The 19,520-nt window shown below is 69.1% G+C and carries 19 protein-coding genes; 6 read left to right on the top strand and 13 right to left on the bottom strand.

What is annotated here, in order from left to right; all coding sequences use genetic code 11:
* Window positions 1-13: 13 nt before the first annotated feature.
* Both ACFQS7_RS08595 and ACFQS7_RS08590 read right to left on the bottom strand, forming a co-directional pair.
* Window positions 14-2,245, bottom strand: coding sequence for a glycosyltransferase (locus ACFQS7_RS08595; protein WP_380066630.1), 2,232 nt, complete (start codon window positions 2,243-2,245; stop codon window positions 14-16).
* Window positions 2,246-2,355: 110 nt separating this feature from the next.
* Window positions 2,356-2,586, bottom strand: a complete 231-nt coding sequence (locus tag ACFQS7_RS08590; RefSeq protein WP_380066629.1) for a hypothetical protein — start codon at window positions 2,584-2,586, stop codon at window positions 2,356-2,358.
* 111 nt (window positions 2,587-2,697) lie between these two features.
* Between ACFQS7_RS08590 and ACFQS7_RS08585 the strand changes: the two genes are divergently transcribed.
* The 3 genes from ACFQS7_RS08585 to ACFQS7_RS08575 are packed head-to-tail and all read left to right on the top strand — an operon-like array spanning window position 2,698 to window position 5,941.
* Complete coding sequence (locus ACFQS7_RS08585; protein WP_380066628.1) at window positions 2,698-4,074, top strand: glycosyltransferase family 4 protein; 1,377 nt, start codon at window positions 2,698-2,700, stop codon at window positions 4,072-4,074.
* 29 nt (window positions 4,075-4,103) lie between these two features.
* Window positions 4,104-4,736, top strand: coding sequence for a DUF4214 domain-containing protein (locus ACFQS7_RS08580; RefSeq protein WP_380066627.1), 633 nt, complete (start codon window positions 4,104-4,106; stop codon window positions 4,734-4,736).
* The gene (locus ACFQS7_RS08575) at window positions 4,733-5,941 is read left to right on the top strand and encodes a glycosyltransferase (protein ID WP_380066626.1); all 1,209 of its coding nucleotides are present in this window, start codon (window positions 4,733-4,735) and stop codon (window positions 5,939-5,941) included. Before ACFQS7_RS08580 ends, ACFQS7_RS08575 begins: the two co-directional genes overlap by 4 nt.
* Before the next feature lie 342 nt (window positions 5,942-6,283).
* Here ACFQS7_RS08575 and ACFQS7_RS08570 read toward each other — a convergent pair whose 3' ends face one another.
* On the bottom strand, window positions 6,284-7,408 hold the full coding sequence (locus tag ACFQS7_RS08570; RefSeq protein ID WP_380066625.1) for a homoserine O-acetyltransferase: 1,125 nt from the start codon (window positions 7,406-7,408) through the stop codon (window positions 6,284-6,286).
* Between the two features lie 282 nt (window positions 7,409-7,690).
* On the opposite strand from ACFQS7_RS08570, the gene ACFQS7_RS08565 reads away from it, so the two are divergent.
* Window positions 7,691-9,811: a sodium-translocating pyrophosphatase gene (locus ACFQS7_RS08565; protein ID WP_380066624.1), complete on the top strand. Its 2,121-nt coding sequence runs from the start codon at window positions 7,691-7,693 to the stop codon at window positions 9,809-9,811.
* 123 nt (window positions 9,812-9,934) lie between these two features.
* Here ACFQS7_RS08565 and ACFQS7_RS08560 read toward each other — a convergent pair whose 3' ends face one another.
* From ACFQS7_RS08560 to ACFQS7_RS08515, 10 genes are all read right to left on the bottom strand, one after another.
* Window positions 9,935-10,144 (bottom strand): cold-shock protein, encoded by a 210-nt coding sequence (locus ACFQS7_RS08560; RefSeq protein ID WP_380066623.1) that lies wholly within the window; start codon window positions 10,142-10,144, stop codon window positions 9,935-9,937.
* A gap of 115 nt (window positions 10,145-10,259) precedes the next feature.
* Window positions 10,260-10,481: a hypothetical protein gene (locus ACFQS7_RS08555; protein ID WP_380066622.1), complete on the bottom strand. Its 222-nt coding sequence runs from the start codon at window positions 10,479-10,481 to the stop codon at window positions 10,260-10,262.
* A gap of 112 nt (window positions 10,482-10,593) precedes the next feature.
* Complete coding sequence (locus tag ACFQS7_RS08550; RefSeq protein WP_380066621.1) at window positions 10,594-10,803, bottom strand: cold-shock protein; 210 nt, start codon at window positions 10,801-10,803, stop codon at window positions 10,594-10,596.
* A 181-nt stretch (window positions 10,804-10,984) separates the two neighbouring features.
* Window positions 10,985-11,161 (bottom strand): hypothetical protein, encoded by a 177-nt coding sequence (locus ACFQS7_RS08545; RefSeq protein ID WP_380066620.1) that lies wholly within the window; start codon window positions 11,159-11,161, stop codon window positions 10,985-10,987.
* A 13-nt stretch (window positions 11,162-11,174) separates the two neighbouring features.
* Window positions 11,175-11,387, bottom strand: a complete 213-nt coding sequence (locus ACFQS7_RS08540) for a hypothetical protein (RefSeq protein WP_133286836.1) — start codon at window positions 11,385-11,387, stop codon at window positions 11,175-11,177.
* 83 nt (window positions 11,388-11,470) lie between these two features.
* Window positions 11,471-11,677, bottom strand: coding sequence for a cold-shock protein (locus ACFQS7_RS08535; protein ID WP_380066619.1), 207 nt, complete (start codon window positions 11,675-11,677; stop codon window positions 11,471-11,473).
* Between the two features lie 527 nt (window positions 11,678-12,204).
* Window positions 12,205-12,768 carry a GNAT family N-acetyltransferase gene (locus ACFQS7_RS08530; RefSeq protein ID WP_380066618.1) on the bottom strand — a complete coding sequence of 188 codons (564 nt, stop codon included), beginning with the start codon at window positions 12,766-12,768 and terminating at the stop codon, window positions 12,205-12,207.
* 52 nt (window positions 12,769-12,820) lie between these two features.
* Entirely contained in the window at window positions 12,821-14,743 is a 1,923-nt protein-coding gene (gene rpoD / locus ACFQS7_RS08525; RefSeq protein WP_380066617.1) for an RNA polymerase sigma factor RpoD, read from the bottom strand.
* Window positions 14,744-14,802: 59 nt separating this feature from the next.
* Entirely contained in the window at window positions 14,803-16,722 is a 1,920-nt protein-coding gene (gene dnaG, locus ACFQS7_RS08520; RefSeq protein WP_380066616.1) for a DNA primase, read from the bottom strand.
* 40 nt (window positions 16,723-16,762) lie between these two features.
* Entirely contained in the window at window positions 16,763-17,227 is a 465-nt protein-coding gene (locus ACFQS7_RS08515; protein WP_380066615.1) for a GatB/YqeY domain-containing protein, read from the bottom strand.
* 136 nt (window positions 17,228-17,363) lie between these two features.
* Between ACFQS7_RS08515 and carA the strand changes: the two genes are divergently transcribed.
* A complete protein-coding gene (carA, locus tag ACFQS7_RS08510; RefSeq protein WP_380066614.1) occupies window positions 17,364-18,755 on the top strand; it encodes a glutamine-hydrolyzing carbamoyl-phosphate synthase small subunit in 1,392 nt (463 codons plus the stop codon).
* A gap of 5 nt (window positions 18,756-18,760) precedes the next feature.
* Window positions 18,761-19,519 carry an SDR family NAD(P)-dependent oxidoreductase gene (locus ACFQS7_RS08505; RefSeq protein WP_380066613.1) on the top strand — a complete coding sequence of 253 codons (759 nt, stop codon included), beginning with the start codon at window positions 18,761-18,763 and terminating at the stop codon, window positions 19,517-19,519.
* Window position 19,520 lies beyond the last annotated feature (1 nt).

The raw sequence follows: 19,520 nt of genomic DNA, 5'->3' as shown, positions 1-19,520 counted from the left end.
CGCTGCCCCGGCCCTATCCCGGCAGCCGTGCCAGCGCCCGGCTTTCGAGGTAGTCGAGCCGCGCCGCGTGATCGTCGGCCCGGCAGACCATCAGGCTGCAGATGCCGACCCGCGTCGCACCGATCGCCGCCGCATAGGCACCGTCGATCGATACGACCAGCTCGTCGGCCCCACCCTCCGGCACGGTGAGCATCGCAAACAGTCGCTCCGCAGCGCCGGTTTCCTGCCGCAGCGCCACTGGCGCCGCGCCCCCCGCGCGCCCGGCGCGCAGCACGAAGACCGCCGGCTCGCCAGGCGCCTGGATCTCGAGATAGACCCGCAACGCCGTCCCGGTGGCCTCGACCGGCAACGGCAGGCGGAGCCGGCTCTCGCCGGGCCGGGCCCAGGCCCCCCAAGGCTCGGCGGGCGACCAGCCTGGGCCTTCCCGCAGCGCATCGGCGACCGCCATGGCCAGCACCGGCTCGGGCCCCGGCAGGAGGCCGATCGGATGCGCCTGGCCGAGCGGAAGGGGCAGCCGGACAAGCGGCGCCGGCAGGCCCGGCGAATCAGCCGCGGCCGCGTCGCGCACCACCTGCGTCGCGATCTCGGCCCAGCTCCTCAGCCGCAGGCGCTCGGCGATCCGGGCCTCCAAGGCCGCCCGGTGGTTGGCGTCGCTGCTCAATCGCCAGAGCTGCGCGACCAGGTCGGGCTCGCTGTTCGGGGCGAAGAAGACGGCGCCGGCGGCGCCCGATTCGCGCAGGCCCGAATGCTCCGGCACCAGCGGCACCTTGCCATGCGAGAGGCTCTCGGTGACCGGCAGGCCCCAGCCCTCGTAGAAGCTGTTGTAGAGCGTGAAGAGGCAGTCGCGGTACAGCGCCGCCAGTCCGGTGTCCGGCACGTCCTGCAGCAGATGGACCTTGGTCCGCAGGATCGCGGAGCGGGCATGCAGCCGCAGCGCTTCCTCCGCCAGCCAGCCCAGCTTGCCGACGCAGACCAGGTCGGGCACCGCCTCAGCGCCATGACGCCGCACCAGGGTCAGCCAGGCCTGGAAGACCAGAAGGTGGTTCTTGCGCGATTCGATGGTGCCGACCGAAAGCACGAAGCGACGGCCGTCGCGCAGGACGGCCGGGAGCGAGCCGGGCTCGACCGGGTCCGGCCTGCCGTCCAGCGGGACGGTGCGGCAGGGGATCGCGGTCCCGGGCAAGACGGCCTCTCGCAGCCGCTCGAAATCGCCCCTGGTGCAGTCGGAATTGGCCAGCACCGCATCGGCATGCAGGCAGAGCCCGGCAAACCAGCGGGCGAACTCATCCACCAGCCCCTCGGCACAATGCTCAGGCACCAGCAGCGGGATGCAGTCGTGCAGGAAGGGAACGTAGCGGATGCCATGCCGTGCCTTGGCCTCCCGCACCTGGCGGAGGTAGTCCGGGATCCACCAGGAGGTGCCAAGGTTGACCAGCGTACTGCCTGCGCCGAAGTCGAGCGCCTGGCTGCTCCGCAGGACCTGGCCCATCGCGGCGACCGCGGCGGCCCAGTCCGGCTCGGCGGTGTCGGTCGCCGTGGCGGAGAGCCGCGCGAGGTCGAGGAACAGCGCCGTAGGTACCGGTTTCCAGGCGCCGCTGGCCGGGTCGAAGGCGGCCACCGAGACCGGCAGGTCGGTGGCGTCCTGCAAGGCCGCGCGGATGACGTTGAGCTGCACGCGCTGGATGCCGGTCGGCGCGCGGTTGTGGCGGAAATAGTCGAACAGGTCCGAGGCGTCGAAGACCAGCGGCGCGCCGGTCGCGGCGACCGCTGCCGCACCGTATGGAACCGCCGCGACCGGCGGCGTCGCCGGGATGGGCGCTAGGGCGGCCGCCGGCAGGGGTGCAGGGGGTAGGACGGCGGCGTCGCCCAGCAGTTCGCGCTGGGCATCGACGTTGCCGGGGTCGAGGTTGAGCGCCATGGCATAGGCGCCAAGCGCCTCCTCGGTCCGACCGAGCAGCTTGAGCGCGTGGCCAATCTGCAAGCACAGGTCGCTGTCGTCGGGCAGCAGCTTTTCCGCCTCCCGGTAACAGAGCAACGCGCCCTTGGGGTCGCCGGATTCCTTCAGGCAGTGGCCGTACTGGACCCAGATCGGGCCGTCCTCACCGCGCAGGCGGAGATATTGGCCGTAGGCCTCGGCGGCGTCGGCCCAGGCGCGGCGGTCGCGCAACCGATCACCTTCGCCAAGCAGACGATCCGCCTCGGATGGGCCGCCAGCCGGGTCGATCTCGTCGGGTTGCATGTCCATCCGCGAATCCTGAGGGTTCGTCATATCGGATGGCATTCTGCCGCAAAACGCCCCGGCTGGGGACCATGTGCCGCTGCCGGGGGCGGCGAGCGCTTAACCCTCCATGAATATCACCCGAGCAGGATGGCAACGCCCAGGAGGGGCGACAGGAGCACCACGATGGCGGCGACCCGCAGCATGACCATGGAAATGTCCACCAGCCGTAGTGCAATCTGGCCGCGCAGCGGCAGGGCCAGGGTCGCGCCCTCGGCGGCCAGGGCGGATAGCGGTTCGGTGGTCTGGGCCACGTTGGGATCCTGCAGCAGGAACGCGATAAAGATACCTTGTTCATCGCGTGACAAGCGATATCCGCATAGCACACCTTGCCAAGTCGTGAACGACTATCTTACGGGGAGTCACGTCCTGGCGACCGGCCATCCCGCCGGCGCCGCCAAGGACGGGGAGGTCCAGGCATGACCAGGCCGTCACGCATCTTCCTCGACGGCTACAATCTGGCGTTGAATCAAGGAACTGGCGTTGCTACCTATGCCCGGAACCTAAGCTTCGCCATGGAGCGCCTGGGGCATCAGGTCGGGGTGCTCTACGGGACGCGGGCATCCCCCTCGGCGTTGTCGCTGATCCGGGAGATCGCCTTCTTCGACGAAAGGGTCGGCGATCCGCCGAAATGGCTCGTGGCGCTCCGCCGGGCCAAGCGGATGCTGCGCGCGCCCTTTGGCGAGCTGGCGGTACCGGTGCCGATCACCGGCAAGGTGGTCACCGCGACCTTCCGCGACCGGCTGCCGCATTTCGATGAGATCTGGAACACCCAGGACCTGTTCCAGCAGGCCGCGGCCCACCAGCGCTTCTTCAGCGGCCGCTTGGCGGTGACGGTCCCGGCCCAGCCGAAGCTGATGCACTGGACCTATCCTTTGGCGCTCCGCCTGCGCGGCGCCCGCAACATCTACACCATGCATGACCTGGTGCCGCTGCGGCTGCCCTACACGACCCTCGACAACAAGCGGCGCTATTTCCGGCTGAACCGCATGCTCGGCCGGCGGGCCGACCATATCGTGACGGTCTCCGAAGCCTCGCGGCGGGACATCATCTCGCTGCTCGGCGTGCCCGAGGAGCGGGTGACCAACACCTACCAGGCGGTCGACATCCCGCGCCGCCTGCGCGAGCTGCCGATGGAGCAGGTGCGGGCCGAGATCGACGGCAGCTTCGGGCTGCAGTCCGGGAACTACTGGCTTTTCTTCGGCGCCATCGAACCGAAGAAGAATGTCGGCCGGATGATCCAGGCCTATCTCGCCAGCGGCGTCGAGGGCCCGCTGGTGATCGTCGGCAAGCGGGCCTGGAAGTCCGAGGACGAACTCCGCCTGCTCTACGACGACCACGTGAAGTACCTGGTGCAGGAAGGCTCGATCCTGCGCACCCGGCACCGCATCATGATGCTGGACTATGTCCCTTTCCGGCTGCTGGTGAACCTGATCCGCGGCGCGCGCGCGGTACTGTTCCCCTCGCTCTATGAGGGCTTCGGCCTGCCGGCGCTGGAGGCGATGCTGCTCGGCACCCCGGTCATCACCTCCAACACCGCCTCGATGCCCGAGGTGGTGGGCGATGCCGCGATCCAGGTGGACCCCTACGACATTTCCGCGCTGGTCCAGGCGATCCAGTCGGTCGACCGCGACCCGGCGCTGCGCGCCCGGCTGGCCGAGGCCGGGCCGCGTCGGGCCGCCCTGTTCAGCCCGGACCGCTATGCGGCGCGGCTGGAGGCGCTCTATGCCCGGCTCGGCGTCCTGCCGATCGGCCGGGCCGCCGCCCCGGAGGCGCCGCGCCTCGCGGCCGAGTAGGGCCGCCTCGCCCGGTGAAGGACTTTCCCATGGACATCCAGGGCCCTGCCGGCCGCGCCTATGACGCGGCCGACCTGATCGGCGGCGAGGACCACGACTTCGTCGTCAACCTCTACCTCGCCGTCCTCGGCCGCTGGCCGGATGCGGCAGGCTATCGCCGCTACCTGGACGCCATCGCCGGCCGGCCGGAACGGCGGCTGGAGGCCTTGCGCGAGGTGGCCGGGTCCGATGAAGCGGCCCGCCACGGCGCCCGGATCGGCTTCGGCAGCGGCCCCGCCGTGCCGCCCGGCCCGACCCGGGTGCTGGGGATCACCCTGGCGTTGCGGACCGACTGGCTGCAGGCCGAGGTCGCGCGGCTGCAGGAGGCGGTCGGCCTTCTGGGCGGTGCCGGCTTCACCGCCGACCTCATCGAGTCCCGCGATGCCGGTCTGCATTTCGAGCTCAACGCGCTGCGGCGGGAGGTGACGGATCGGCTGGACGGGTTGCTCGGCCCGGTCGGCGGCGATGCCGCGGCGGCACGGGACGCGGCGGTGCAGGCAATCTCCCGCTTGGTTGCCGACCACGCCGCCGGACTGGTCGCGGCGGCCGAGGCAAAGCTGGAGCACCGGCTGCAGACGCTGGAAGCAAGGCTCCTCGCTCTCGAGGCGCGGTCCGCGGCGTGATCCCGGGCCGGCCCCGAGGCCTCGTCGTCTTCACCCCGCTGCCGCCCACCCGGTCGGGCATCGCCAGCTACGCCGCCGAACTGCTGCCGGCGCTGGCGCGGGCCTTGCCGGTCGTCGCCGTGGTGGCACGGCGGCAGGATGTGGTGCCGCTGCCGGGGATCGAGGTGGTCGCCGTGCTGGATTACCGGGCGCGGCCGGAGTGGCGCGACTGGACGCATCTGCACCAACTCGGCAACAGCCTCGATCATGCGCATGCCTATCTTGCGGCGCTGCGGCGGCCGGGGATCGTCACCCTGCACGACCCGGTGCTGCACCATCTGGTGGAGGCGCTGACCCTCGGCCGCGGCAACCCGGCGGGATATGCGGCGGCCCTCCTCGCCGAGCATGGCGCGGCCGGGCTGCGGGTGGCTCGGCTGCGGGCGCAGGGGATGTTCGACCCGGGCCTTCGCTTCCTGTTGCCGTTGCATCGCCAGGTCACCGACGGCGCCCAAGGCGTGATCCTGCATAGCCGCTTCGCCGCCGGGCGGGTGCAGCGCCCCGGCGGGCCGCCGCTGCGGGTCATCCCGCACCACCTTTCGCCGGAGGTTGCCGCGCTGGATGGGCTGGACCAGGCCACGGCACGCCGCAGCCTCGGCCTGCCGGTGCGGGGGCCGATCCTGCTTTCCCTCGGCCATGCCACGCCGGCCAAGCGGATCGACTTGGTGCTGGCGGCGGTGGCGCGGCTGGCGGCGGCATTCCCTGACCTGCTGCATGTGATCGCCGGGGCGCCGGATGCCGGGCTCGACCTGGCGGGCATGATCGGCCAGCTCGGGCTGCAGGGCCGGGTCCGGGTCACCGGCTGGCTGCCGGAGGACGCCTTCCTGCCCTATGCCCGCGCCGCCAACCTGCTGGTGAACCTGCGCCATCCGCAGGCGGGCGAGAATTCCGGGGCGCTGGTGCGGGCGCTGGGCATGGGCCTGCCGGCGGTGGTGGATGCGGTCGGGCCGGCAGCCGAATACCCCGATGCCGTGGTGGCGAAGCTGCCGCCCGGACCGGCGCCGGCGGCGCGGCTGGCCGACTTGGTCGCCGGCCTGCTCCGCGACCCGGCCGGCCTGGCGGCCCGCGCCGCGGCAGGACGGGCGCATATCCGGCGGGCGAACAGCCTGGAAGCCTCGGCCGCGGCCTATCTGGAAGCGCTCGCCGCCTGGGACACGGACCGGGACTGAGCGGCGGAATATCGCAACCGCCACCCGTCGCGCACGCGTGGCTTCCAACACGCCAGATCGACCCTTGCGAAAGCTCTGGGCCAACTCGGTGGGCGAAGCGTTCGGGTTCACCTTATTCCGGCCCAATCATGCAGTGGGGCCATCGGCCCAAATGACCGCGTGAGAGCCATCGCATGGCGGTTCGGTGCGAAGGCCTGCGTATCCGGTTGGCCAAGAACGAGACGGTGGCCAGGGTCGCGCCTCGTCCCGGGCTGGAGGACCGTGAGGCCGGGCCACGCCTTGCCCCCGGAGTTGCCTGCACCTCGGCGCGGCCACGCCGAGGGCGTGACCGCAGAAGGCGCATTATTCCGCGAGGAAGCCGCGGATCCGGTCGGCAAGCGGTGCCATGCCGACCACGCCGTTGAGATGGCCGAGCGGTCCCGTGACCTCCGCCGTCGCCACCTGCTTGCCGCCTTTGCGCAACACCTCGATGAACTCGCGCGCGCCCTCGTGCAGGAAGACCCGGTCGGTCGGCGAGGGGATGACCAGCCAACGCTTCGCCGCCCCCTCCATCGCCGCGGCAAGGTTCGGGTAGTCGTTCAGGAACAGTTGGTTGGCGCGGACCATGTACAGGAACGAGTTGGCGTCCGAGGTCTTGGCTCGTGCCGTCGCCGCGTCGTCCAGCCATTTCTCGATGCCGAAGCGGTCGCCGATGCGGCGTGCCGGGTCCTGGCCTTCGGGGATCTTCCGGTCGAACTGCTTCGCCCAGGGACGGTCGCGGGCATGCAGCGTGACGATCTTCCAGGCCTCCGCCAGGCCACGCAGCGGCGGCTCCCGCCCCTGGCCGTAGTAGTCGCCGTCCCGCCAGGCCGGGTCCAGCCGAATCGGGGCTTCCCAGATGTCCAGCCAGCCTTGCATCCAGGCATCGATCTCGGCGGCGATCACGGGCATGGCGCGCTGCACGAAGTCGGGATAGGCGGCGGCCCATTCGATGGTCTGCAGCCCGCCATTCGACGGGCCGGCAACCAGGGCCAGGCGCTTCACGCCCAGGCTGTCGAGCAGTTTCTTCTGCACCTCGACGAAGTCGCGCATGGCGATGACGGGAAAGGCCATGCCCCAGGGCCGGCCGGTATCCGGGTTGATGTTGGCCGGGCCGGTGGTGACGGTATTGGCATCCGGGACGTTGACGTTGACCAGCGTGTCGGCCGAGACGACGAAATACTTGTCGGTGTCGATCGCCTTGCCGGGGCCGATGATGGCGTCCCAGTAGCCGGCCGGGCCACCGGCCGACAGGCGCCCGAATGCGTGGCTGTTGCCGCTGAAGAAGTGGCAGATCAGGACCGCATTGTCCCCCGCCGCATTCAGCCGGCCCATGGTCTGATAGCCGATGCGGGTGTTCGGGATGGTGGCGCCGCCGCGGGTCTGGAAGGCCCCCGCATCGAAGACGCGCTTCTCCAGCACCTCGGGCGCCGCGGCTTGCTGTGCCATGCCCGGCCATGCCGCAAGCGCGCCCAGCAGCCCCGTCGCGGCCAGAAGGCCTCGCCGTCTCGTCATACCCGGCACTCTCCCCTGTGGAAGGCGGTATCCTGTCCACGGATCGTGGCGACGGCAAGACGTCCGGCCAGTGCAGCCGCAGCGCCACCGTTGCGCCCTTGCCGAAGCCCAGCCTAGCCTTGTCCCGCTTGCGCCGGCGAAGGGCGCACCGCCCGGCCCATGCGCCGGCACGGCGCGGCGGTCGGCGGGGGACAACAAAGGGGGGTTGCGACTTTGATGACGATTTCACTGTTGCTGGTGATCGTGCTGGGGGCGCTCTCGATCGCCTACGGCGTGGTCACCGCCAAACAGGTCATGGCGCTGGATGCGGGCAGCGCCCGGATGCAGGAGATCGCCGCGGCGATCCAGGAAGGCGCCTCGGCCTATCTCAAGCGGCAATACATCACGATCGCCATCGTCGGCGTGGTGCTGTTCGTCCTGGTGGTCGCCACGCTCGGCATCCCGGTCTCGATCGGCTTCCTGATCGGCGCGATCCTGTCGGGCGCGGCCGGCTTCATCGGCATGAACGTGTCGGTGCGCGCCAATGTCCGCACCGCCCAGGCCTCCACCCAGTCTCTGGCCGCCGGCCTCGACGTTGCCTTCAAGTCGGGCGCCATCACCGGCCTGCTGGTCGCCGGCCTCGCGCTGCTCGGCGTCGCAGTCTATTTCTTCATCCTGACCCAGTTGATGGGCCTTGCGCCGAACGACCGCGTGGTCATCGACAGCCTGGTCGCGCTCGGCTTCGGCGCCTCGCTGATCTCGATCTTTGCCCGGCTCGGCGGCGGCATCTTCACCAAGGGCGCCGATGTCGGCGGCGACATGGTCGGCAAGGTCGAAGCCGGCATCCCCGAGGACGACCCCCGCAACCCCGCCACCATCGCCGACAACGTGGGCGACAATGTCGGCGACTGCGCCGGCATGGCAGCCGACCTCTTCGAGACCTATGCGGTGACCATGGTCGCCACCATGGTGCTGGCGGCCATCGCCTTCCCGGCCGGGTCGCTCGCGCTCGGCATGCTGTATCCGCTGGCGATCGGCGCGGTCTGCGTCGTGACCTCCATCGTCGGCACCTATTTCGTCAAGCTGCCGGCCAACCAGTCGATCATGGGCGCGATGTACCGCGGCTTCATCGTCACCGGCGTGCTGTCGCTGGTGGCGCTGCTGCCGCTGACCTACCTGGTCTTCGGCACCGGCAGCATCACCGCGGCCGGCGCCACCTTCAACGCTTTCTCGCTGTTCCTCTGCGGCGTGGTCGGGCTGGCGGTGACCGGGCTGATCATCGTGGTGACCGAATACTACACCGGCACCAACTATCGTCCGGTGCAGGCGATCGCCGAGAGTTCGGTGACCGGCCACGGCACCAACGTGATCCGTGGCATCGCCGTCTCCATGGAAAGCACCGCCATCCCGGCTCTGATCATCATCGGCGGCGTGCTGTTCAGCTACAACCTGGCCGGCCTCTATGGCATCGCCATCGCGGTCACCACCATGCTGGCGCTGGCCGGCGTCGTGGTGGCGCTGGATGCCTTCGGCCCGGTCACCGACAATGCCGGCGGCATCGCCGAGATGGCCGGACTGCCGAAGGAGATCCGGGTCACCACGGATGCGCTCGACGCGGTCGGCAATACCACGAAAGCGGTCACCAAGGGCTACGCGATCGGCTCGGCCGGCCTCGGCGCGCTGGTGCTGTTCGCCGCCTACACCCAGGACCTAGCCTTCTTCGCGGCCAACAGCGCTACCTACCCCTATTTCGCGGGCGTCGGCGCGCTCACCTTCAGCCTCTCCTCGCCCTATGTCGTCGTGGGCCTGCTATTTGGCGGCGCCCTGCCCTATCTGTTCGGCGGCATGGCAATGACGGCGGTCGGCCGCGCGGCGATGAGCGTGGTCGAGGAGGTGCGGCGGCAGTTCAAGGAGAAGCCGGGCATCATGGAAGGCCGCGACCGCCCGGATTACGGCCGGGCCGTCGACATCCTGACCAAGGCGGCGATCAAGGAGATGATGATCCCGTCCCTGCTGCCGGTGCTGTCGCCGCTGGTGATCTATTTCGGCATCAGCGCCATCGCCGGCAAGGCGGCGGGGTTCGAGGCACTGGGCGCCATGCTTCTGGGTGTCATCGTCAACGGCTTCTTCGTCGCGGTGTCGATGACCACCGGCGGCGGCGCCTGGGACAATGCCAAGAAATACATCGAGGAAGGCCACCATGGCGGCAAGGGTTCGGAAGCCCACAAGGCCGCGGTGACCGGCGACACGGTGGGCGATCCCTACAAGGATACCGCGGGACCCGCGGTGAACCCGATGATCAAGATCACCAACATCGTGGCGCTGCTGCTGCTGGCGATACTCGCCCATAGCGGCTGACGCCGTGGGCTGATCAGCAGCCCCGAACGGGAGACGGCCGGCGGGTCACCCCGCCGGCCGTCTTCATACCGGGCCGTCAGGCCTTACCGGGTGCGGCGGGGATGCGGCCCCCGCCGCGGCCCGTCAGACCATCCGCAGGCTGCCGGCCGAGGACTTGCCCTTCCGCGGGTCGTGCTCGAGTTCGAAGCTGACCTTGTCGCCCTCGTTCAGCTGGCGGATGCCGGCCTTCTCGACGGCGCTGATATGCACGAACACGTCGGCGCCGTTGTCATCCGGCTGGATGAAGCCGAAGCCCTTGGTGGCGTTGAACCATTTCACTGTACCGGTCGCCATTGTCGTAGATCCATTCTGTAGGCGGCCCATCCCGCGCGATGCGCGGAACGGTCCGTTTGGTTGCTGGTCTTTCCCCGCCTCGCCGGCCGCTTGCACGTCCGCTGGCCGGAATGCGTCAGGCCATGACGGCCCGGCGCAGCGTCGAGATCACCCGCCGCGGCTTGCCCGAGGCATCGGCGATCCGCTGGTCCTGCGCCTCGATCTCGGTGCGGGCCGGCTCGTCGCCATCAAGGCCACCGAGGATCTCGGTCGGCACCTTCCGGTTCGAGGTGCGGCTACCATCGGCATAGTGGACGTCGAAGAAAGCCCACTTCCCGTCATCGCGGCGCTTGGCCATGGGAAATCCTCATACGAGGAAGCCCGACGCCGCAAGCGACGCCGGGCTCCGGTCCACAGTGGGTCCGCAGCCGGGACGGCCTCGAGGGGCCATCCCGGAGGGAATCCGCCGATCAGGCCAGCTTCAGGTTCGCGGCCGAGACCTTGCCCTTGCGCGGGTCGTTCTCGAGGTCAAAGGAGACCTTCTGGCCTTCATTGAGACCGCGGATGCCGGCCTTCTCGAGCGCGCTGATATGCACGAACACATCGGCGCTGCCGGTGTCGGGCTGGATGAAGCCGAAGCCCTTGGTCGCGTTGAACCACTTAACGGTGCCGGTAGCCATTGTCGTATTCCATCATCTTGTATTCCGCCCCACGCCCTTCGTGGAACGGGCCTAACTGCCCTCCCGTAGGGGGCAATCACCTGGCTCGGCATCGGGCCGAACCGGACGGGAAGACCGCGGCAAATCTGGCCGGACCGGTCATCCCGGGATATCGACCACACCGGATGGCGTGGTGGTGGCGTCAGGCTTCGGTCTTCGCGTCGTCGACAGCCGGTTCTTCAGGCAGTGGTCCGCCCTCACGTTCCTGCTTCCGACGTGCGACCGCTTCCTCGCGCTCGCGTTGCTTTTCGGCCTGCTTGGTCAGCTTGCCGCGATTGATTTCGGCCCGTTGCTGGCCGTAATTCGGTCGTCTCGCCACGCTGGCCGCCTTATCAGGAAAAAACGCCGGTGGCGCCGCTGCGGAGCTGGCTTTCCAGCACCACGCGCTCATGCCCATCCTGCTGATGCTTCACCCGGTATTCGCGGTCATTGTCCGGACCGGGGAGTTGCCGCACCACCGTATAAAGTCCGCGGGGGACATTGCCGTCGAAGCGATGCGGAACGAATTCCACCTTCTGCCCGACGTTGAAGCGGTGAGGTGACATTGGATCCTCCTGCCTTTCGGCTGCGGGATGGGCAGGTGGGAGGCGCCCGGGGCCGCAGCCGGCCCCCGGACGAGCAGGCAGACTCAGTCGAGCTTGAGGTTGCCGGCGGAGAGCTTGCCTTCCTTGCCACGCTGCACGTCGAAGCTGACGCGTTGGCCGTCGTTCAGGCCCTGGAGCCCGGCGCGCTGGACATCGGAGATGTGCACGAAAACGTCAGCGGTCCCATCCTCGGGCTGAATGAAGCCATAGCCCTTGGTGGCATTGAACCACTTAACAGTGCCGGTAGTCATTGTCGCATTTCCATCAAGCATGCGTTCCGCCCCACGCACGTCGCAGGGCAGGCCAATCTGCCAATGAGGGACGGAAACCAGGCTCGGCGCTCTAGCAGAGCTGACGAAACGGGCCGAACCAGACGGGTTGACAGCGATACCATGCGCCCGAATGGCGCGGGGCACAACTTCAATCGCTCTGGATCGCGCTGATGCGATGCGCGGGGGCGCTGCAGGCCGTCTCAGCCGCTCCGTGCAAGAGCGCTGCGGCCCGCCGCAGTGCCGACTCCTACGCCCGCAGCCACCGCGCGATATCCGCAGGAGATAGATACGAACCGCGCTCAAGCAACCGCGCCTTCCCTCGCCCATCCGCACCAGACGGCGCGATAGGCATTGCAGCCGGCGGTGGGTCGTTCGAGGTCCGTTTCGCGCCGGGCCTGCCGGCTGCGCGTCGCCCGGTGCCAATGCGAGGCTCCGGCGCAAGACAGCGGCGAATCCAAATCGATCACGCACCTGCCACCGGCAGCAGTCAGCCGACGGCACCAAGGCTAGCGGTGGCGTAGCCGCTCCGGGATCGGCAGGCCGAGCCGGGCCGGGACCTGCCAGACCTCCCGCACCGTACGCAGGCGGGCGAATCCACTGGCGAGATAGTTGGGCAGTGCCCGCGGGTGGTCCGCGGTGCAGGTGTTGACCGTCAGGCCGCGCGGATGCTCGGCCCAGGCGGTGTCGATGGCATGGCGCAGGAAGGCCTGGCCAAGCCCATGCCCGATGGCATGCGGCAACAGGCCGAAATAGCCGAGATTGGTGAAGGGCCGGTTGCGCCGGTCCAGCTCGTAGAAGCCGGCCGGCTCGCCATCCTGATAGAGCACATGGATGGAGACCGCCGGGTCCTTGAGGATGCCGGCGAGCTCGGCATCCGGCAGGGTCCGCCGCAGCCACCAGACATAATCGTGCCCGACCGTATGATAGAGGTAGCGGTAGAAGGCCACGCTGCAGCGCCGCGCATGCACCACATTGGCCGCCGGCGGCAGCTTCGGCCCGCGCTCGTCTGGCGCATGGTCCATGCGCAGGAAGGTCACGTCGACCGCGACCGGGGTAATGGGCTCGGCCATCAGGCGCACCGTCGCTGGCCGCCCGGCAGCCAATCCCCTGGAAGCATTATGACTAGTTGTCCAGGAAGCTGCGCAGCTTACGGCTGCGGCTCGGGTGCTTGAGCTTGCGCAGCGCCTTGGCCTCGATCTGGCGGATGCGCTCGCGGGTCACGTTGAACTGCTGGCCGACCTCCTCCAGCGTGTGGTCGGTGTTCATCCCGATCCCGAAGCGCATGCGCAGCACGCGTTCCTCGCGCGGGGTCAGACTGGAAAGGACCCGGGTCGTGGCCTCGCGCAGGTTCGATTGGATGGCGGCGTCGAGCGGGATGATCGCCGCCTTGTCCTCGATGAAGTCGCCAAGATGGCTGTCTTCCTCGTCGCCGATTGGCGTCTCGAGGCTGATCGGCTCCTTGGCGATCTTGAGGACCTTGCGGACCTTCTCCAGTGGCATGCCGAGCTTCTCAGCAAGTTCCTCCGGCGTGGGCTCGCGACCGATCTCGTGCAGCATTTGGCGCGAGGTGCGGACCAGCTTGTTGATCGTCTCGATCATGTGCACGGGAATACGGATCGTGCGGGCCTGATCGGCGATGGACCGGGTGATCGCCTGGCGGATCCACCATGTCGCATAAGTGCTGAACTTGTAGCCGCGGCGATACTCAAACTTATCGACCGCCTTCATCAGGCCGATATTGCCTTCTTGAATGAGATCCAGGAACTGCAGTCCGCGGTTGGTGTATTTCTTGGCGATCGAGATCACCAGCCGCAGGTTGGCCTCGATCATCTCCTTCTTCGCCTGGGTCATGTCGCGCTCGCCGCGCGAGACGGTGGCGTAGACCCGGCGGAATTCGGCGATCGGCAGGTTGGTATCGTTGGCGATGGTCGCCATCTGCGCGCGCACCGATTCGACGTCGTCGCGGGACCGCAGGATGAAGGTCTTCCAAGACTTGTGGGTCTGCTTGGCCAGCCGCTCGAACCAGGCGGGGTCCAACTCGCTGCCGCGCCAGTTCTGCAGGAATTCTTCCCGCTTCACCTTGCTGCCCTCGGCCATGCGGAGCACCTGCCCCTCCAGCGCTGTCAGCTTTCGGTTGAGATGCTTGAGCTGCTCGACCAGTTCCTCAATACGGTTGTTGTGCAGGTGCACCTTCTGCACCAGCGCCACGAGCTCGGTCCGGGTCTTCTCGTAGGTCTTTTCGGAGCGGGCCTGCAGGTCCTCTCCGGCGGTATACGCCTCCATCCGCTTGTTCTGCAGCTTCTGCAGGCGGGAATAGGCGCCCTCGATAGCCTCGAAGGCGAGCAGTGCCTCGGGCTTCAGCTTCTCCTCCAGCGCCGAGAGCGACAGGCCGAGCCCCTCGCCCTCCTCGCCTTCCTCGAATTCCTCGTTCGCATCGGGCGGCGGGACGTCCGGCGCGTCGGCCGAATTCGTTGCCTCCAGGTCGATCACGTCGCGCAGCAGCATGCGGCCTTCCTTGACCGCCTCGTGCCAAGCAATGATCGCCTTGAAGGTCTGCGGGCTCTCGCAGAGCCCGCCGATCATCATGTCCCGCCCCGCCTCGATCCGCTTGGCGATGGCGATCTCGCCCTCGCGCGACAGCAGTTCGACACTGCCCATCTCGCGCAGGTACATCCGAACAGGGTCGTCGGTGCGGCCGAGGCTCTCCTCGTCGACGTTGCCGCCCGCCTCCTCCTCGTCCTTCTCTTCCTTGTCCTCGCTGGCGGGCTTGGCGACCGGCGTGGCCTCGCCGTCCTCGCTCTCCTCGCTGTCGACGACGTTGATGCCGATCTCGCTGAGGTTGGCGAGGGTGTCCTCGATCAGTTCGGAGGAGACCTGGTCCTGTGGCAGCGCGGCATTGATCTCGTCGTAGGTGACGTAGCCGCGCTCCTTGCCGCGGGTGATCAGCTTCTTGACCGCGGCGGTCATGATGTCGAGCAGCACGCCCTCCACCACGTCGTCGCGGGTCTCGACCGTATCCGTGCCGCCGGTGACCTTGCTCGCCATCCCGTCCGCTCCATCGACGCGCCCTGCGCCCCATGTGACGGGGTGCTGGGCGATGCCCTCTACCCTATGGTGTCCGCACGCGGTGCCCCAGGAGACCCCCGGATGGTCGCCTCTTCCGGCAAGGCGTCGGCTTCGCCCCCCCGCAGGACAGCAAGTGCCTCCGACAGGCGGATCAGACGCTGCTGCGCCGCCGGGTCATTGGTCTCCACCAGCAGCCTTTGCGCTTCGGCCCGATCCTCGACCAGTTCCGCCTCGCCTCGCAGCAGCCCGAAGAAATGCCACCAGCCGTCCAGCGCCTCCTTGGGCTGGGCCGCGGGGTGCGCCGCGGCGCAGAGCCCAGGGGCCCGGGTGGCCCAGATGGCGGCATTCTCCATACCGTCCTGGGCGAGGTGGCGCGCCAGGGCTGCCGAGTCAAGGAGTTCCGCCTTGCCGAGCCATGCGAGGAGGGAGGTTCGTAACGCCTGGCAATCCCCGTCCGGCAGGTCGAGCGCCATCAACGACTCTTCCACCTCCGGCAGCAGCAGCGGATGGCGCAGCAGGATGGCGAGCAGGTTGCGGGCCCGGTCGAGACGGATATTGGGTGCATCGATCGATGGGCGGTGCAGGCCGGGGACGCCCATCGGCGGGTCGCGCCGCCATTTCCCGCCACCCTGGCCGCCCGAACCACCGCCCGTCCAGGGCGCACGCCGGGCGCCGGCGGCCAGCGCCGGCCGTCGCCCCGCCTCAAAGAACCGGTCGAGCAGGCTGCGGCGATACTCGCCGGCTAGCATCCGGTCCGGGATGAGCCGGGCCACCTCCTCCAGCCGGGCCCTCAGCGCGGCGCGCTGCTCGGGCGTCTCGCGCGGCTTGCCGGCGGTCACCAGGTCATAGAGCGCGACCGACAGCGGCCGGGCCGCATCCAGCACCGGCTGGAAGGCGTGGGGGCCGCCCTTGCGGATCAGCGTATCGGGGTCCTCCCCGCCGGTCAGCGTCGCCAGCTTCAGGCTGCGCTCCGGGCTCAGCAGCGGCAGCGCCAACTCGGCCGAGCGCGCCGCGGCCCGGGCGCCGGCGCCATCGCCGTCGAAGCACAGGATGGGCTCGGGCGAGATCTGCCAGAGCAGTTCCAGCTGCTCGGCCCCCAGGGCGGTGCCGAGCGGGGCGACCGCACCGCCGAAGCCGGCCTGGTGCAGGGCGATGACGTCCATATAGCCCTCGACCACCAGCACCGGGGCGCCGCGGAAGGCCCCTTCCCGCGCCAGGTCGAGGCCATAGAGACCGCGCCGTTTGGAAAACAGCTCGGTTTCCGGCCCGTTGACGTATTTCGGCTGGCCGTCGCCCAAGGTTCGGCCGCCGAAGGAGATGGTGCGGCCGCGGCGGTCGCGGATCGGGAACATCACCCGGCCGAAGAACATGTCGGACAGGCCCGCGGCGGGGTCGTCCGGGTCGCGCGGCTTCATCAGCCCGGAGGCGACCAGCTGGCCGGTCTCGATCCCCTCCGGCTTCAGTTCCGCGGCCAAGGCCCCGCGGCCCTCGCCGGACCAGCCGAGGCCGAAGCGGGCGATGGTCTCGTCGGTCAGGCCGCGGCGGCGCAGATAGTCGAGTGCGGCGCGCCCTTCCGGCAGGAAGAGCCGGCGGCGATAGGCTGCCTCGGCCAAGGCCAGCACGCCGTGAAGATCGCGCGCCCGCTTCTCCCGCGCCGCCGCCTGCGGGGTGGGCTTCGGCACTTCCAGCCCGGCCTCGGCCGCCAGGCGCTCCACCGCTTCCGGGAAGGAAGCACCCTCGGCCCGCATCAGGAAGGTGATGGCGTCGCCATGCGCGCCGCAGCCGAAGCAGTGGAAATGGTCGTCGTAGACGTAGAAGCTCGGCGACTTCTCGTTGTGGAAGGGGCAGCATCCCTTCCACTGCCGGCCGTTGCGGGCGAGGCGCGCCTTGCGGCCGATCAGCCCGTGCAGCGGGGTGCGGGCGCGGAGTTCGTCGAGGAATTGCGGGGGCAGGGCCATGGCGGTCAGCCCAGTCTAGCGGCCCGCCACCGCCTCTGCATCAACCGCCGAGGGCCGCTTTCACCAGGGGGCCAGCCTTGCCGAGATCCATGGTCGCCGCGTGCTTCGCCCGCAACACCGCCATGACCTTGCCCATCTCCTTGATCCCCGAGGCGCCCGATTCGGCGATGGCGTCACGGATCGCCGCCTCGGTGGCGGCGGCATCCATCTGCTGTGGCAGGAACGCCTCGATCACCACGATCTCCGCCTCCTCCTTCCGCGCCAGTTCCTCGCGGCCGCCCTGGCGGTAGAGCTCGACGCTCTCGCGGCGGGACTTGGCCATGCCGCGCAGCATGGCGACGATCTGCTCATCCGGCACCGCTGTGACGCCGGAGGGCCGGGCGGCGATGTCGGTGTCCTTCAGCTTCGCGATGATCATCCGCAGGGTGGAGGTGGCGGCGGCGTCGCGCCCCAGCATGGCGGTCTTGAGCGCCGCGTTGAAACGAGTGCGGAGATCTTCGGCCATGGGGCAGTCCTTGTCAGGTGTTCGGCTTGGCTGCGGGCTGTAGCATGGCCCGGCGGCATCGCCATGGGGCGGGAAAGCATTTCCCAAGTGACGAAATTGGATTGATCTGGGAAACGCTTTCCCACATATCGGTCCCATGCGGACGGTCGAAGACATCATCACCTTGCTCGGTGGCCTGGAGGCCGCGGCGCAGCGTTGCAGCATCGGGACCGAGGCGGTGCGCAAGTGGCGCCAGGCCCGCGTCATCCCGCCCCGGCATTGGCCTGCCATCCTGGCGGCCACCGGCCTGTCCCTCGCCGAGCTTCCCGGCGCCCCCGAGACCCGTGCGGAGACCACGATGCCCCAACCAGACAACGCCCCCGATACCGTCCCCGAGGGTGCGACGGCTTGCCTGGTCCTCGGCGATGGCAGCGTCTTCTGGGGAGCCGGTTTCGGCGCCCATACCCCTGCCGGCGCCACCGCGGTGGCGGAAGTATGCTTCAACACCGGCATGACCGGCTACCAGGAGACGCTGACCGACCCCTCCTATGCCGGGCAGATCATCACCTTCACCTTCCCGCATATCGGCAATGTCGGCACCAACCCAGAGGACCTGGAGGCGACGACCCCGGTCGCCCGCGGTCTGGTGGTCAAGCAGGACCTGACCGAGCCGGCGAATTACCGCTCCACCCGGCACCTCGATGCTTGGCTGAAGAGCCACGACGTGCCGGGCATCGCCGGGCTCGACACCCGCGCGCTGACGCTGCGCATCCGGGATGGCGGGGCGCCGAACGGGGTGCTGTGCTTCCCGGCCAATGGCCGCTTCGACCTGACGGCGCTGCGCGCCCAGGCCGCGGGTTGGCCGGGGCTGGAAGGCATGGACCTGGCCAAGGAGGTCTCCTGCCGCCAGGCCTATGCCTGGTCCGAGACCGAATGGGCCTGGCCGGCCGGCTTCGGCACCCAGGCAGCGCCGAAGCACAAGGTGGTCGCGGTGGATTACGGCGCCAAGCGCAACATCCTGCGCTGCCTGGCCGCCGCCGGGCTCGAGGTGACCGTGGTGCCGGCGACGGCGACCGCCGAGGAGATCCTGCGGCACGCGCCGGACGGCGTATTCCTGTCGAACGGCCCGGGCGATCCGGCCGCGACGGCGGCCTATGCGGTGCCGGCCATCCGCGCGGTGATGGAGCAGAATGTGCCGGTCTTCGGCATCTGCCTCGGCCACCAGTTGCTGGGCCTGGCGCTGGGCGGCACGACCTACAAGCTGGACCGCGGCCACCGCGGCGCCAACCAGCCCGTCAAGGACCTGACTACCGGCAAGGTGGAGATCACCAGCCAGAATCACGGCTTCGCGGTCGATGAGCGCAGCCTGCCCGCCAATGTGCGGGTGACCCATGTCTCGCTCTTCGACGGCTCGAACGAGGGGCTGGCCGCGACCGACCGACCGGCCTTCTCGGTGCAGTACCACCCGGAAGCCAATCCGGGTCCGACGGACAGCCATTACCTGTTCCACCGGTTCGTCGAGCTGATCGATAAGCACAAGGGGAGCTGAGAAACATGTTCGATCTGAAGGGGCGCATCGGGCTCGTCACCGGCGGCAACGGCGGCATCGGGCTCGGCCTGGCACGAGGCCTGGCCAAGGCCGGCGCGGCGGTGATGGTCGCCGGCCGCAATCCGGAGAAGAACGCGGCGGCGGTGGCCGAGCTTCGTGCGCTGGGCGCCGAGGCGGATAGCACGCTGGTCGACGTGACCGACGAGGCCAGCGTCAACGCCATGGTGGCCGCCTGCGTCGCCCGCTTCGGCCGGCTGGACATCCTGCTCAACAATGCCGGGATCAACATTCGCAACCGGCCGGAAGTCTATGACCTGGCAGACTGGCACAAGGTAATCGCGACGAACCTGACCAGCGCGATGCTGGCCAGCAAGGCGGCGCATCCGCACCTGAAGGCGGGTGGCCATGGGCGAGTGATCAACAACGGCTCGATGCTGTCGATCTTCGGCCTGCCCTTCCATGCGGCCTATGGCGCCTCCAAGGGCGGCGTGGTGCAGATGACCAAGTCGATGGCGGTGGCCTGGGGCCCGGACGGCATCACGGTGAACTGTCTGCTGCCGGGCTGGATCGACACCGACCTGACCCGCAAGGCGCGTAGCGACATGGCCGGGCTGAACGACAACGTCATGGCCCGTACGCCGAAGGGCCGCTGGGGCGACCCGGCCGATTTCGAGGGCATCGCCGCCTTCCTCGGCTCGGACGCCAGCGCCTTTATCACCGGCGTCGCCATTCCGGTGGATGGCGGATTTTCCGTCAACGGCTGAG

This window comes from Dankookia sp. GCM10030260, from assembly GCF_042666655.1.
In the GTDB taxonomy this organism is placed as follows: domain Bacteria; phylum Pseudomonadota; class Alphaproteobacteria; order Acetobacterales; family Acetobacteraceae; genus Paracraurococcus.
Note: the sequence above shows the minus strand (reverse complement) of the source record. Positions and strands in the feature narration are given on the sequence as shown.

Coding starts and splice junctions, on each gene's coding strand:
- ACFQS7_RS08595 (WP_380066630.1), bottom strand. CDS start 2,245: ATGGACATGCAACCCGACGAGATCGACCCGGCTGGCGGCCCATCCGAG.
- ACFQS7_RS08570 (WP_380066625.1), bottom strand. CDS start 7,408: ATGGCACAGCAAGCCGCGGCGCCCGAGGTGCTGGAGAAGCGCGTCTTC.
- ACFQS7_RS08530 (WP_380066618.1), bottom strand. CDS start 12,768: ATGGCCGAGCCCATTACCCCGGTCGCGGTCGACGTGACCTTCCTGCGC.
- rpoD (WP_380066617.1), bottom strand. CDS start 14,743: ATGGCGAGCAAGGTCACCGGCGGCACGGATACGGTCGAGACCCGCGAC.
- ACFQS7_RS08505 (WP_380066613.1), top strand. CDS start 18,761: ATGTTCGATCTGAAGGGGCGCATCGGGCTCGTCACCGGCGGCAACGGC.
- ACFQS7_RS08535 (WP_380066619.1), bottom strand. CDS start 11,677: ATGACTACCGGCACTGTTAAGTGGTTCAATGCCACCAAGGGCTATGGC.
- ACFQS7_RS08565 (WP_380066624.1), top strand. CDS start 7,691: ATGACGATTTCACTGTTGCTGGTGATCGTGCTGGGGGCGCTCTCGATC.
- carA (WP_380066614.1), top strand. CDS start 17,364: ATGCGGACGGTCGAAGACATCATCACCTTGCTCGGTGGCCTGGAGGCC.
- ACFQS7_RS08550 (WP_380066621.1), bottom strand. CDS start 10,803: ATGGCTACCGGCACCGTTAAGTGGTTCAACGCGACCAAGGGCTTCGGC.
- ACFQS7_RS08555 (WP_380066622.1), bottom strand. CDS start 10,481: ATGGCCAAGCGCCGCGATGACGGGAAGTGGGCTTTCTTCGACGTCCAC.
- ACFQS7_RS08585 (WP_380066628.1), top strand. CDS start 2,698: ATGACCAGGCCGTCACGCATCTTCCTCGACGGCTACAATCTGGCGTTG.
- ACFQS7_RS08515 (WP_380066615.1), bottom strand. CDS start 17,227: ATGGCCGAAGATCTCCGCACTCGTTTCAACGCGGCGCTCAAGACCGCC.
- dnaG (WP_380066616.1), bottom strand. CDS start 16,722: ATGGCCCTGCCCCCGCAATTCCTCGACGAACTCCGCGCCCGCACCCCG.
- ACFQS7_RS08560 (WP_380066623.1), bottom strand. CDS start 10,144: ATGGCGACCGGTACAGTGAAATGGTTCAACGCCACCAAGGGCTTCGGC.
- ACFQS7_RS08580 (WP_380066627.1), top strand. CDS start 4,104: ATGGACATCCAGGGCCCTGCCGGCCGCGCCTATGACGCGGCCGACCTG.
- ACFQS7_RS08540 (WP_133286836.1), bottom strand. CDS start 11,387: ATGTCACCTCACCGCTTCAACGTCGGGCAGAAGGTGGAATTCGTTCCG.